Origin of the sequence: Klebsiella quasivariicola (assembly GCF_002269255.1) — a bacterium.
Classification (GTDB): domain Bacteria; phylum Pseudomonadota; class Gammaproteobacteria; order Enterobacterales; family Enterobacteriaceae; genus Klebsiella; species Klebsiella quasivariicola.
The window spans coordinates 4,966,710-4,980,366 of the sequence record NZ_CP022823.1 but is presented as its reverse complement, the minus strand read 5'-3'; the positions used below and the strand labels follow the sequence as shown (position 1 = coordinate 4,980,366).

Here is a 13,657-nt window from a genome sequence, read left to right as displayed (position 1 = left end):
CGAGGAGCGCAAATGGAAAGTCTGAACGCCCTGATTCAGGGCATGGGGCTGATGCACCTCGGTGCCGGCCAGGCCATCATGCTGCTGGTCAGCCTGCTGCTGCTGTGGCTGGCCATCGCGAAAAAGTTCGAGCCGTTACTGCTGCTGCCGATTGGCTTCGGCGGCCTGCTGTCGAACATCCCGGAGGCCGGACTGGCGCTCACCGCCCTGGAGAGCCTGCTGGCCCACCACGACCCGGCGCAGCTGGCGGTGATTGCCGCGAAGCTCCACTGCGCGCCGGACGTCCACGCCATTAAGGACGCGCTGGCCCTGGCCCTGCCGTCGGTGCAGGGGCAGATGGAGACGCTGGCGGTGGACATGGGCTACTCCGCCGGGGTGCTGGCCATCTTCTATAAGGTGGCGATCGGCTCGGGCATCGCCCCGCTGGTCATCTTTATGGGCGTCGGGGCGATGACCGACTTCGGCCCGCTGCTGGCCAACCCGCGCACCCTGCTGCTGGGGGCGGCGGCGCAGTTCGGGATCTTCGCCACCGTGCTCGGGGCGCTGACGCTGAACTACTTCGGCATCATCAGCTTCACCCTGCCGCAGGCGGCGGCCATCGGCATTATCGGCGGCGCCGACGGCCCGACGGCCATCTACCTGTCGGGCAAGCTGGCGCCGGAATTACTCGGGGCCATCGCGGTGGCGGCCTACTCGTACATGGCGCTGGTGCCGCTGATCCAGCCGCCGATCATGAAGGCGCTGACCACGGATAAGGAGCGGAAGATCCGCATGGTACAGCTGCGCACGGTGAGCCGGCGGGAGAAGATCCTGTTCCCGGCGGTGCTGTTGCTGCTGGTGGCGCTGCTGCTGCCGGACGCCGCGCCGCTGCTGGGGATGTTCTGCTTCGGCAACCTGATGCGCGAGAGCGGGGTGGTGGAGCGGCTGAGCGACACGGTGCAGAACGCGCTGATCAACATCGTGACCATCTTCCTCGGGCTGTCGGTGGGGGCCAAGCTGGTGGCGGACAAGTTCCTGCAGCCGCAGACGCTGGGGATCCTGGTGCTGGGGGTGATCGCCTTCTGCGTGGGGACCGCCGCCGGGGTGCTGATGGCGAAGCTGATGAACGTGTTCAGTAAACACAAAATCAACCCGCTGATTGGTTCCGCCGGGGTGTCGGCGGTGCCGATGGCGGCCAGGGTGTCGAACAAGGTGGGTCTGGACGCGGACGGGCAGAACTTCCTGCTGATGCACGCGATGGGCCCGAACGTGGCGGGGGTGATCGGCTCGGCGATCGCCGCCGGGGTGATGCTCAAGTACGTACTGGCAATGTAACAGAGGAATAAGGCAATGGAAGAAACCGTGTTACTGGATATCCAAAGAATACAGACCTCCGAACAGAGCAGTATTATCCTCAGGTCGATACGGGCGATTGATTTAGTGAATCACCTGACCCCGGCGCTAGGCATCATTGAGAGCCTCAGCGAACAATACAATGTGCAGAAAATACTGGTGACTTGTCTTTATGCCGGACAGCAGCTTGCCATGGAACGGCGGATCGTGTTGCCGCTATTACCCGAGTCGCTCTATTTGTTGGGTGGGGTGGTGATGGCCGCCGGAAAGGCAGTGGAAAAAAGAGAGACTCTCACTCACAACCGCCTGTGCGAAGAGGCGGGAAAGCTGCTTAAAGACGATGCGGCCTGGGAGAGCTTTGATGTGATAAGAAGCATTGCTCTGCCGGTTTACCGCCGGCTGGTTAAAGAGCAGCGTACCCACGTCGCCTCTTTATTACAGGCTCTGCTGCATATCCTTGCCTGGCGTAGTGAAAGCGCATGGGCGCGGGACCAGGCGCAAAGAATGCTCTGGGCAGGGGGCGTGTTCGGGCGGGGAGGGATAGATTCGCTGATCGCCTTTGACCACGCGTTGGCAGAAAAAGAGATAACGTTCCCGTCTCTGCGCGAGTTGTTAACCGTGACGGCATTTCTGGCCCACTTCCCTGCGGGCCCGGTCTTTTCTGATTAACACGCGCTGGCGGCCAGGCGCTGCGCGCTTACTGCGGCGGCAGGCAAACGCCGATGCCGCCGATGCCGCAATAGCCGTGCGGGTTTTTATACAGATACTGCTGGTGATCGTCCTCGGCATAGTAGAACGGTTTGGCGGTGGCGATCTCGGTGGTGATGTGACGGGTATCGTGCGCGTCGTTCATCGCCGCCTGGAAGCGCGCGAGGCTGGCCTTTGCCGCCTCCGTCTGCTCCGGCGTCAACGGGTAGATCGCCGAGCGGTACTGGGTGCCGTGGTCGTTCCCCTGTCGCATACCCTGTGCCGGATCGTGGTTTTCCCAGAACACCTGCAATAACTGCTCATAGCTAATCACCTGCGGATCGTAAACCACGCGTACCGCTTCCGCGTGACCGGTCTGGCCGCTGCACACTTCGCGATAGGTCGGATTCGGCGTATAGCCGCCGGTGTAGCCTGCAGCGGTGCTGTAAACCCCCGGCAATTGCCAGAACAGGCGCTCAACTCCCCAGAAGCAGCCCATGGCGAACAGCGCCACTTCCATCCCCGCCGGGACGTTGGTCATCGAGTGGCCGTTAACTGCGTGGAGCGTCGCCACTGGCATAGGGGTATTGCGTCCAGGCAGCGCATCCGCCTGGGCGACAAGATGCGTTTTATCAAATAGACTCACGGTGGGCCTCTCAATACAGAATTCGTCGTTAAGGTTGTAACGAAGCGTGTCTTTTAACACAATAAATACGCGTAATACGTCTAGATTAATACATAAGAATTATTTGGGTTATTGCCACTTTTTCAACCCTAAGTTGTTAGGGTTTTGTTAAGCCGTGGAGCGGCACCAGTGTTTCCTGTCGGGGGAAACAGGGATATTCAGGAGAAAATGTGCTAAAAATCCGCCAGTTATGTGTCACCAGCCTTTTGCTGGTCAGCGGGATCGCCAGCGCAGCGAATGTGCGTTTGCAGGTTGAGGGGTTATCCGGGGAGCTGGAGAAAAACGTTCGCGCCCAGCTTTCCACCATCCAGAGCGATGAAGTCACGCCGGATCGCCGCTTTCGCGCGCGCGTGGATGACGCCATTCGCGAAGGTTTGAAAGCGTTGGGTTATTACGAGCCGACGATTGAATTTGATTTGCGTCCGCCGCCGAAAAGGGGACGTCAGGTGCTGATCGCTAAAGTGACCCCGGGTGAACCGGTGCGCATTGGCGGAACTGAAGTAATTCTGCGCGGCGGCGCCCGCACCGACAGCGACTATCTGGCGCTGCTGAAAACGCGCCCGGCCATCGGGACGGTGCTGAACCACGGTGATTACGACGGTTTCAAGAGCTCGCTGACCCGCGTCGCCCTGCGCAAAGGCTACTTTGACAGTGAGTTCAACAAAAGCCAGCTTGGGGTCTCCCTGGATCGTCATCAGGCATTCTGGGATATCGATTACAACAGCGGCGAGCGCTATCGCTTTGGCCACGTCACCTTCTCTGGATCGCAAATTCGCGATGAATATTTGCAAAACCTCGTGCCGTTTAAAGAGGGCGATTACTACACCTCCCAGGATCTGGCTGAGCTAAACCGCCGCCTGGCGGCAACCGGCTGGTTCAGTTCGGTGGTGGTGGCGCCGGATTTCGCTAAGTCACGGAAAACCAAGGTGCTGCCTCTGCAGGGCGTTGTCTCGCCACGCAAAGAGAACACCGTGGAAACCGGGGTAGGGTATTCAACCGATGTCGGGCCGCGGGTGAAAGCCACGTGGAAAAAACCGTGGATAAACTCCTATGGCCACAGTCTGACCTCCAGCGTCAGCCTCTCCGCCCCGGAGCAGCAGTTCGACTTCACCTATAAAGTCCCGCTGCTGAAGAGCCCTCTGGAGCAATATTATCTGATGCAGGGCGGCTTTAAGCGCACTGACCTTAATGACACCCAGGCCGACTCTACCACCCTGGGTGTCTCGCGTTTCTGGGAGATGTCGAGCGGCTGGCAGCGAGCGATCAACCTGCGCTGGAGCCTGGACCACTTTACCCAGGCGAACGTCACCAACACCACCATGCTGATTTACCCCGGGGTTTCGGTGAACCGTACCCGTTCCCGCGGCGGCCTGATGCCAACCTGGGGCGATTCCCAGCGCTACTCCGTGGACTACTCCAACACCATGTGGGGCTCGGACATCAACTTCATCGTGATGCAGGCCCAGGACGTCTGGATCCGTACCCTCTATGACCGCCACCGCTTTGTGGTGCGCGGCAACCTGGGCTGGATCGAAGCGGACAACTTTGACAAGGTGCCGCCGGATCTGCGTTTTTTCGCCGGGGGCGACCGCAGTATTCGCGGCTATAAATACAAATCCATCTCGCCGAAGGACGATGACGGCAAGCTGATCGGGGCCTCAAAGCTGGCCACCGGATCGCTGGAGTATCAGTACAACGTCAGTGGTAAATGGTGGGGGGCCGTGTTTGTCGATAGCGGCGAAGCGGTCAGCGATATTCGCGAGAGTGATTTCAAAACCGGCGCCGGGGTGGGCGTGCGCTGGCAGTCGCCGGTGGGGCCGATCAAGCTGGATATCGCCCGGCCGATCGGCGACAAAGACGAACATGGTTTACAGTTTTACATCGGTCTGGGGCCTGAATTATGAGTTTATGGAAGAAGATAAGCCTCGGCGTCTTAATCGTGTTGGTGCTCCTGCTGGGCACCGTCGGCTTCCTGGTGGGGACCACCACCGGCTTGCATCTGGTGTTCAAAGCGGCGGATCGCTGGGTGCCGGGGCTGGAAATCGGCAAAGTCACCGGCGGCTGGCGTGATTTAACCCTCGATAATGTCCGCTACGAGCAGCCCGGCGTGGCGGTCACCGCCGGTCAGTTTCACCTCAGCGTCCGGTTGCGCTGCCTGTGGGACAGCAGCCTGTGCGTAAACGACATCGCGCTGCGCGATATTTACGTTGCTGTCGATACGAAGAAGATGCCGCCCGCCGCGCCGGTCGAGGAAGAGGACAGCGGGCCGCTGAATCTCTCCACCCCTTATCCGATCGCCCTCAGTCGCGTCGCGCTGCATAACGTCAATGTCAAAATCGACGATACCGCAGTGTCTGTACGCGATTTTTCCACCGGCCTGAACTGGCAGGAGAAAAACCTGACCCTGACGCCGACCTCGCTGCAGGGGCTGCTGATCGCCCTGCCGAAGGTGGCGAAAGTGGCGCAGGAGCAGGTGGTTGAGCCGAAAATCGACAACCCGCAGCCGCAGGAAAAACCGCTCGGCGAGACGATGACCGACCTCTTCTCGCAGCCGGTACTGCCGGCAATGACCGATGTGCACCTGCCGCTGAACCTCAACATTCAGTCGTTCCGCGGCGAGCAACTGCGCCTCACCGGCGATACCGACATCACCGTGTATAACCTGCTGCTGAAAGTCAGCAGTATCGACGGTCAGATGAAGCTCGACGCCCTCGATATCGACGCCGATCAGGGTAAGGTCACCGCCTCGGGCAGCGCGCAGCTGCAGGATAACTGGCCGGTGGACATTACCCTCGCCGGAACCCTGAACGTCGACCCGATGAAAGGGGAGAAGGTGCAGCTGAAGGTGGGCGGCGAAGTGCGTAAAACGCTCAAGGTCGGGGTGGACTTAAGCGGGCCGGTGGCGGCCACGCTGCGTGCGGATGCGCAGCTGGCGGAAGCCGGGCTGCCGCTCAATATGGAGCTGAAGAGCAAGCAGCTCGCCTGGCCGTTCAGCGGCGAGAAGCAGTTCCAGGCTGACGATGTTCAGCTGAAATTCAGCGGCAAAATGACCGACTACGCGCTGGCCTTTTCCACCGCGGTGAAAGGTCAGTCACTGCCGCCGGCGAAAATCGCCCTCAACGCCAAAGGTAATGAGCGACAGATTAACCTCGACAAGCTGACGGTCAACGCCCTGGAAGGAAAAACCGAGCTGAAGGCGCTGCTCGACTGGCAGCAGGCGATCAGCTGGCGCGGCGAGCTGACCCTCGACGGGATCAACACCGCCAAAGAGGTGCCGGACTGGCCGTCGAAGCTCAACGGCATGATCAAGACCCAGGGCAGCCTGTACGGCGGCAGCTGGCAGATGTCGGTGCCGGAGCTGAAAATTACCGGCAACGTGAAACAGAACAAAGTGGACGTATCAGGCTCGCTGCAGGGGAACAGCTATCTGCAGTGGAAAATCCCGGGACTGCACCTGGCATTAGGCCCGAACAGCGCCGATATCAAAGGCGAACTGGGGGTGAAGGATCTTAATCTCGACGCCACCATCGATGCCCCGCACCTGGATAATGCGCTGCCGGGGCTCGGCGGAACGGCGAAGGGGCTGGTGAAAGTGCGCGGCACCGTCGATGCGCCGCAGCTGCTGGCCGACATCACCGCCCGGGCGTTACGCTGGCAGGAGCTGACTATCGCTCAGGTCAACGTCAAAGGGGATGTGAAATCCACCGACCAGATTGGCGGCAACCTGGACGTGCGGGTTGATCGCATCAGCCAGCCGGGGGTCAATATCAGCCTGGTGCAGCTCAATGCCAAAGGCACCGAAAAGCAGCATGAGCTGCGGCTGCGGGTGCAGGGCGATCCGGTGTCCGGCCAGCTGACGCTGGCGGGTAGCTTCGATCGTCAGGCCGAACGCTGGCGAGGCTCGCTAAGCGATACCCGCTTCCAGACGCCGGTGGGGCCGGTGGCGCTGACGCGCAGTATTGCGCTGGACTACCGCAACCTGGAGCAGAAAATCAGCATCGGGCCACACTGCTGGACCAACCCGAACGCCGAGCTCTGCGTGCCTGAAACCATTGACGCGGGCGCCAGCGGACGGGCGCGGGTGAATCTCAACCGCTTCGATCTGGCGATGCTTAAGCCGTTTATGCCAGAGGAGACCCAGGCGAGCGGCGTGTTTACCGGTAATGCCGATGTAAGCTGGGACACCACCAAAGAGGGGCTGCCGCAGGGCAAAGTGACCCTCAGCGGGCGCAACGTCAAGGTGACCCAGGTGGTCAACGACGCGCCGCTGCCGGTAGCGTTCGATACGCTGAACCTCAGCGCCGACCTGCATAACAATCGCGCCGAGCTGGGCTGGCTTATCCGCCTGACCAACAACGGTCAGCTGGATGGGCAGGTACAGGTCACCGATCCGCAGGGGCGGCGTAACCTCGGCGGCAACGTCAATATCAGCAACTTCTCGCTGGCGATGATCAACCCGATTTTCGCCCGTGGTGAAAAAGCCGAGGGGAGGCTCAACGCCCGCCTGCGTCTGGGCGGCAACGTGAAAAGCCCGCAGCTGTTTGGCCAGATGCAGCTGAGCGGGGTGGATATCGATGGCAACTTTATGCCGTTTGATATGCAGCCGAGCCAGCTGTCGATGAACTTCAACGGCACGCGCTCGACCCTGCAGGGGACGGTGAACACCCGCCAGGGGCAGATTGCGCTGAGCGGTAACGCGGACTGGACGCAGATCGATAACTGGCGGGCGCAAATTGCGGCGAAAGGCAGCCGAGTGCGGATCACCGTGCCGCCGATGGTGCGTCTCGATGTGTCGCCGGACGTGGTGTTTACCGCCACGCCAAGCCTGTTCAACCTCGACGGTAAAGTGGATGTGCCCTGGGCGCGGATCGTGGTTAACGAGGTACCGGAGAGCGCGGTTGGCGTCTCCTCTGATGAAGTGATGCTGGATAAAAACCTCAAGCCGATTAATCAGCAGAGCGCCGGTATCCCGATCAACAGCAACCTGACGATTCACGTCGGCAACAACGTGCGTCTGGAAGCCTTTGGTCTGAAAGCGCGTCTGACCGGTGATTTGAAAGTGGCGCAGGACAAGCAAGGCTTGGGCCTCAACGGGCAGATCAATATTCCGGACGGCCGCTTCCACGCCTATGGTCAGGATCTGATTGTTCGCAAAGGGGAGCTGCTGTTCTCCGGTCCGCCGGATCAGCCGCTGCTGAATATCGAAGCGATTCGTAACCCGGATGCTACCGAAGACGATGTGATCGCCGGCGTTCGCGTCACCGGCTCCGCCGATCAGCCGAAAGCGGAGATCTTCTCTGACCCGGTGATGTCCCAGCAGGAAGCGCTGTCTTATCTGCTGCGCGGCCAGGGTTTGAGCAGCGGACAGAGCGATAGCGCCGCGATGACCTCAATGCTTATTGGAATGGGGGTTGCACAAAGTGGTCAGGTTGTGGGTAAAATCGGCGAGACGTTTGGCGTAAGCAATTTGGCGTTGGACACCGAAGGGGTAGGCGACTCTTCCCAGGTGGTGGTCAGCGGCTATGTACTGCCGGGTCTGCAGGTAAAATATGGGGTCGGTATTTTCGACTCCCTGGCGACGCTGACTTTACGTTATCGCCTGATGCCTAGGCTATATGTGGAAGCGGTGTCTGGCATTGACCAGGCGCTCGATTTGCTCTATCAGTTTGAGTTTTAGCAATGCGAATATTTGTTTACGGCAGTTTACGACGCAAACAAGGCAACAGCCACTGGATGACCAACGCCCAGTGGCTGGGCGCTCATAGTGTCAACGATTATCAGCTGTACAGCCTGGGCCACTATCCAGGCGCGGTGCCCGGCGAAGGCACAGTACATGGTGAAGTTTATCGTATTGATGCATCGACGCTGGCCGAACTGGATGCGCTACGCACGAAGGGGGGCGAGTATGCGCGCCACCTCATTCAGACGCCTTACGGCAGCGCATGGATGTATGTGTATCAACGTTCCGTTGAGGGATGTACGTTGATAGCGAACGGCAACTGGTTGGATCGCGACCAGTACTAACCACGACAGCGCCACCTTCGGGTGGCGTTGTTTTTTCTGCTCCATGCCTTACCAGAGTGGCAGACGATCCTTCGCCAGCCACATCGCGGAAGCCAGCGTCGTCAGCGCGAGAAATAATAATCGTCGTGTGGGGGTGCTGAACATTACATGATCTCCTCGAGCGCGGTATGGCGGGCCACTCCCTGCAGGTAGCGCCGCATCGCCGAGCGCATCTTCCGCCAGTCAGCCACCCGGTGTGACAATAACCAGGCCGTTGGGCCAATCAGCTCCAGTACCGCCAGGATCCCGCCGAAACTGAGTAATAATAGGGACAGCATGTCCAGTGAATCCTGAACCTGCCACCAGACGCTCCGACCTGACTGAAGGGCACTGATGAGTTCAACAGCGAGAAATAGCAGATACATCACCAGCGCGAGGCCGTAAAACAGGTAATAGAGCAGCGCCAGTTGTCGGCGACCTGGATAGAGTGGATGGTTTTTTATATAAGCCGCGCCGTCGCTGGCATTGTATAGCGCGTGGATCGCACGGCTGTCGCGCTCGTACACGGCGACGAGGCGATCGCCAATGGCGATAAACGGTGGCTGACGACGATAGAGAACGGGATGCAGCGCGAAATTGGCGCAGCCTGTCTGCCACCAGAAGGCCAGCGGCGCCGTGTCGCATTGTATCCCAACGCCATGGTATTCCCGCGTTGGGTTCCCCGCGAACCACTTCTTAAAAATGATATTGCTAATTTTTCCCGTCCGGACGGCATAGCGTTCCGGCAGGGCTTGCGTAAAAGGCATTGCCGTCTGGCGGAGGGCTTTCGCCGTTGCGGGTAGTGGCTGGCAAAAGGAAAAGTCGCGGCGGCGGGCCATTGCCATCTTCGCCAGCAGATCGCGCATGGCGGGGTGCCGTTTTAGCGCCGGGTGGAACAGTCGCTCATAGAGCCCTGTTAACAGTCCGATGAAGGCCAGTATCGCGATAATGCCGCAGCCGAACCTTCCCCATTCTGAGGTGCTCATCACGAGCGGGATAAGAGCGACGATGAGCGTCAGCAGGCTGATAATCAGCAGCGGACGGGCCCAGCGCGTTACCCGTTGACTGGGTTCAAGGAGCGTTTCGCCATCGCTGAGCCAGTGGATCCAGTAACAGCCGTTGTCCAGGCGGCGGACGCCAAGGTGCAAAGGCTGATTGATCGTCAGGCGGTCAAAAAGCGCGGGGTCTTTAAAATAGCGTTTATCGGTATAAAAGACATGCTCGCCGGCGATAAGGCGCAGATATCCCTGTTTTTCACAGGCGGCGGTGGTGAAACCGGTATAGTTCAGAGTGAAATAGCGAACGCTTTTCACGGGACACCCTCCATGGTGTTATCGCGGCTATCCGTGCCGCAATCAGGCAGGGGATGACCTTGCCTGAGACAGAATTACTTCTGCTTTGCGCGCTCGAAAGAGGCAACGATTTCGGCTTTCGCCGCTTCCGCGTTGTCCCAACCGTCGACTTTAACCCACTTGCCTTTTTCCAGATCTTTGTAGTGCTCAAAGAAATGAGTGATCTGGGCTTTCAGCAGTTCCGGCAGGTCGTTCACATCGTTGATGTGATCGTATTCTTTGCTCAGCTTGGTGTGCGGTACGGCAACCAGTTTCGCATCTTCACCGGATTCGTCGGTCATCTTCAGAACGCCAACCGGACGGCAGCGGATCACGGAGCCCGGCTGCAGCGGGTACGGCGTCGGGACCAGCACGTCAACCGGGTCACCGTCCAGGGACAGGGTGTGGTTGATGTAACCGTAGTTGCACGGATAGAACATTGCTGTGGACATGAAACGGTCAACGAACAGTGCACCGCTCTCTTTGTCGACTTCATATTTGATAGGATCTGCGTTCGCCGGGATTTCGATCACGACGTAGATGTCTTCCGGCAGATCTTTGCCCGCAGGTACGTTGAGTAAGCTCATGTCTGTTTCCTTTAAAATGTATGGCAAACAAGTGCTCGGTATTATAGCCAACTCACATCGAAAGTCTTCGCTTCTTTTTCCCGATATCGCCGCGGAGTGCTCCGAATTTTTCGCGTAATAATGACATGAAAATCCATAAACATAGCCACATCATGAATAAATTTATGTAACCGTTTTCATTGCATGTGATTGATTTATCAAACTGCTTAAAAAAACGTCATAAACCGCAACAGCCGCGCTCCCTGCGAAGCCTTATCGGCTCTCCGCTGGGCAGCGGGGCCATCATTAACATCTCATTTACTTTTTTGAAGTGTGATGTAACGCATTCAGTTACATCACCGATTGTCTATAGTTTGTCCGCAGGTGAGACTTTAACCAACAATAACCCTACGAGGATACCCTTATGTGGAAGCGCTTACTTCTTGTCACAGCAGTTTCCGCAGCTATGTCGTCTATGGCGATAGCTGCCCCGCTAACCGTAGGTTTTTCGCAGGTCGGTTCTGAATCCGGCTGGCGTGCGGCGGAAACCAGCGTCGCGAAAGAGGAGGCCGCCAAGCGCGGTATCACCCTGAAGATCGCTGATGGTCAGCAAAAACAGGAAAACCAGATCAAAGCAGTGCGTTCCTTTATCGCTCAAGGGGTCGACGCGATCTTCATTGCACCGGTGGTGGCCACCGGCTGGGAACCGGTGCTGAAAGAGGCGAAAGAGGCCAAGATCCCGGTCTTCCTCCTCGACCGTTCCATTGATGTTAAAGATAAAGATCTCTACATGACCACCGTGACCGCCAACAACGTGCTGGAAGGCCAGCTGATTGGCGACTGGCTGGTGAAAACCGTCGACGGTAAGCCGTGTAACGTCGTTGAACTGCAGGGCACCGTTGGGGCCAGCGTGGCCATCGATCGTAAGAAAGGGTTCGCCGACGCGATTGCCAAAGCGTCGAATATCAAAATTATCCGCTCTCAGTCCGGCGACTTCACCCGCAGCAAAGGGAAAGAGGTCATGGAGAGCTTTATCAAAGCTGAGAATAACGGCAAAAACATCTGCATGGTCTTCGCCCATAACGATGACATGGTAATCGGCGCCATCCAGGCCATTAAAGAGGCGGGTCTGAAGCCGGGCAAAGATATCCTCACGGGCTCCATCGACGGCGTGCCGGATATCTATAAAGCCATGATCGCTGGTGAAGCCAACGCCAGCGTCGAACTGACGCCAAATATGGCCGGTCCGGCGTTTGATGCGCTGGAGAAATACAAAAAAGACGGCACCCTGCCTGAGAAGCTGACCATTACCAAATCGACGCTGTATCTGCCGGATACGGCGAAAGAAGAGTTAGAGAAGAAGAAAAATATGGGTTACTGAGTGGGGATCCCCTCATTCCAACCCTCTCCCCGGTGGGAGAAGGTAAAAAGCAGCGTTCCAGTAACCCCGGGAAGCCCAGCGCGACCCGGGGTAACCTGACATCATTTAAAGGTGACATCGATTATGAGCGCCGAGGCACACCAGGAGATCCTTCGCACCGAAGGACTCAGTAAATTCTTCCCCGGCGTTAAGGCGCTGGATAACGTCAACTTTAGCCTGCGGCGCGGCGAAATCATGGCCCTGTTGGGCGAAAACGGCGCCGGAAAATCGACGCTGATCAAAGCGCTTACCGGCGTTTATCATGCCGATCGCGGCACCATCTGGCTGGAAGGCCAGGCTATTTCGCCCAAAAATACCGCCCATGCCCAGCAGCTGGGGATTGGCACCGTCTACCAGGAAGTGAACCTGCTACCCAATATGTCGGTGGCGGATAACCTGTTCATCGGCCGTGAGCCGCGGCGGTTTGGCCTGCTGCGACGCAAAGAGATGGAGGCGCGGGCGACGGCGCTGATGGCCTCCTACGGCTTTTCTCTCGACGTGCGCGAACCGCTGAACCGCTTTTCGGTGGCGATGCAGCAGATCGTCGCTATCTGTCGGGCCATCGACCTGTCGGCCAAAGTGCTGATCCTCGACGAGCCCACCGCCAGCCTCGATACCCAGGAGGTGGAGATGCTGTTCACCCTGATGCGCCAGCTCAGGGATAACGGCGTCAGCCTAATCTTCGTCACCCATTTTCTCGACCAGGTCTATGCGGTCAGCGATCGCATCACCGTGCTGCGCAACGGCAGTTTCGTCGGCTGCCGCGAGACTCGCGAGCTACCGCAGATTGAGCTGGTGAAAATGATGCTGGGTCGCGAACTGGACCACAATGCCCTGCAGCGGGCGGGCCGTACCCTGCTGAGCGATAAGCCGGTGGCGGCGTTTGAAGGCTACGGTAAAAAAGGCACTATCGCGCCGTTCGACCTGCAGGTCCGTCCGGGCGAAATTGTGGGCCTCGCCGGCCTGCTGGGTTCCGGACGCACGGAAACCGCCGAGGTGATCTTCGGTATTAAAACGGCGGATAGCGGGAAGGCGTGGATCAAAGGCAAACCGCAGACCCTGCGCTCCCCGCATCAGGCTTCCTGCCTCGGGATCGGCTTCTGTCCTGAAGATCGCAAAACCGACGCCATTATCGCCGCCGCTTCGGTGCGGGAAAATATCGTCCTGGCCCTGCAGGCGCAGCGCGGCTGGCTGCGGCCGATCCCCCGGCGTGAACAGAACGAGATCGCCGAGCGCTTTATTCGCCAGCTGGGGATCCGTACCCCGAGCGCGGAGCAGCCGATCGAGTTTCTCTCCGGCGGCAATCAGCAGAAGGTACTGCTCTCCCGCTGGTTGCTGACCAAACCGCAGTTCCTGATCCTCGATGAGCCGACCCGCGGCATCGACGTCGGCGCCCATGCGGAAATTATTCGCCTGATTGAAACCCTCTGCGCCGATGGTCTGGCGCTGCTGGTTATCTCCTCTGAACTGGAGGAGCTGGTGGGTTACGCCGATCGGGTCATTATCATGCGCGATCGCCGACAGGTGGCGGAGATCCCGCTCGCCGAGCTCTCTGTACCGGCGATCATGAACGCTATTGCGGCATAAGGAGTAA

10 protein-coding genes are annotated in these 13,657 nt (G+C 58.8%); 7 read left to right on the top strand and 3 right to left on the bottom strand.

Features of this window, described 5'->3' with window-relative positions; translation table 11 throughout:
- The first annotated feature begins 12 nt into the window (after positions 1-12).
- A complete protein-coding gene (locus tag B8P98_RS25040; protein WP_095033535.1) occupies positions 13-1,314 on the top strand; it encodes an oxaloacetate decarboxylase subunit beta in 1,302 nt (433 codons plus the stop codon).
- 15 nt (positions 1,315-1,329) lie between these two features.
- Positions 1,330-2,001, top strand: coding sequence for a hypothetical protein (locus B8P98_RS25035; RefSeq protein ID WP_025712327.1), 672 nt, complete (start codon positions 1,330-1,332; stop codon positions 1,999-2,001).
- Positions 2,002-2,029: 28 nt separating this feature from the next.
- On the opposite strand, the gene msrA is transcribed toward B8P98_RS25035, so the two are convergent.
- Positions 2,030-2,665, bottom strand: a complete 636-nt coding sequence (msrA, locus tag B8P98_RS25030) for a peptide-methionine (S)-S-oxide reductase MsrA (protein ID WP_025712326.1) — start codon at positions 2,663-2,665, stop codon at positions 2,030-2,032.
- A gap of 209 nt (positions 2,666-2,874) precedes the next feature.
- Between msrA and tamA the strand changes: the two genes are divergently transcribed.
- The 3 genes from tamA to B8P98_RS25015 are packed head-to-tail and all read left to right on the top strand — an operon-like array spanning position 2,875 to position 8,728.
- A complete protein-coding gene (gene tamA / locus B8P98_RS25025; protein WP_025712325.1) occupies positions 2,875-4,608 on the top strand; it encodes an autotransporter assembly complex protein TamA in 1,734 nt (577 codons plus the stop codon).
- Positions 4,605-8,381 carry an autotransporter assembly complex protein TamB gene (gene tamB / locus B8P98_RS25020; protein WP_095033534.1) on the top strand — a complete coding sequence of 1,259 codons (3,777 nt, stop codon included), beginning with the start codon at positions 4,605-4,607 and terminating at the stop codon, positions 8,379-8,381. The genes tamA and tamB overlap by 4 nt, the downstream gene beginning before the upstream one ends.
- A 2-nt stretch (positions 8,382-8,383) precedes the next feature.
- Positions 8,384-8,728, top strand: coding sequence for a gamma-glutamylcyclotransferase family protein (locus tag B8P98_RS25015; RefSeq protein ID WP_008807149.1), 345 nt, complete (start codon positions 8,384-8,386; stop codon positions 8,726-8,728).
- Between the two features lie 143 nt (positions 8,729-8,871).
- Here B8P98_RS25015 and B8P98_RS25010 read toward each other — a convergent pair whose 3' ends face one another.
- Positions 8,872-10,059 (bottom strand): hypothetical protein, encoded by a 1,188-nt coding sequence (locus B8P98_RS25010; RefSeq protein WP_095033533.1) that lies wholly within the window; start codon positions 10,057-10,059, stop codon positions 8,872-8,874.
- Between the two features lie 74 nt (positions 10,060-10,133).
- Positions 10,134-10,664 (bottom strand): inorganic diphosphatase, encoded by a 531-nt coding sequence (ppa, locus tag B8P98_RS25005; RefSeq protein WP_002886766.1) that lies wholly within the window; start codon positions 10,662-10,664, stop codon positions 10,134-10,136.
- 403 nt (positions 10,665-11,067) lie between these two features.
- On the opposite strand from ppa, the gene ytfQ reads away from it, so the two are divergent.
- Positions 11,068-12,024 carry a galactofuranose ABC transporter, galactofuranose-binding protein YtfQ gene (gene ytfQ / locus B8P98_RS25000; RefSeq protein WP_008807147.1) on the top strand — a complete coding sequence of 319 codons (957 nt, stop codon included), beginning with the start codon at positions 11,068-11,070 and terminating at the stop codon, positions 12,022-12,024.
- 123 nt (positions 12,025-12,147) lie between these two features.
- Entirely contained in the window at positions 12,148-13,650 is a 1,503-nt protein-coding gene (gene ytfR, locus B8P98_RS24995) for a galactofuranose ABC transporter, ATP-binding protein YtfR (RefSeq protein WP_095033532.1), read from the top strand.
- Positions 13,651-13,657: the final 7 nt, after the last annotated feature.

Coding starts and splice junctions, on each gene's coding strand:
- B8P98_RS25040 (WP_095033535.1), top strand. CDS start 13: ATGGAAAGTCTGAACGCCCTGATTCAGGGCATGGGGCTGATGCACCTC.
- B8P98_RS25035 (WP_025712327.1), top strand. CDS start 1,330: ATGGAAGAAACCGTGTTACTGGATATCCAAAGAATACAGACCTCCGAA.
- tamB (WP_095033534.1), top strand. CDS start 4,605: ATGAGTTTATGGAAGAAGATAAGCCTCGGCGTCTTAATCGTGTTGGTG.
- B8P98_RS25015 (WP_008807149.1), top strand. CDS start 8,384: ATGCGAATATTTGTTTACGGCAGTTTACGACGCAAACAAGGCAACAGC.
- ppa (WP_002886766.1), bottom strand. CDS start 10,664: ATGAGCTTACTCAACGTACCTGCGGGCAAAGATCTGCCGGAAGACATC.
- ytfQ (WP_008807147.1), top strand. CDS start 11,068: ATGTGGAAGCGCTTACTTCTTGTCACAGCAGTTTCCGCAGCTATGTCG.
- ytfR (WP_095033532.1), top strand. CDS start 12,148: ATGAGCGCCGAGGCACACCAGGAGATCCTTCGCACCGAAGGACTCAGT.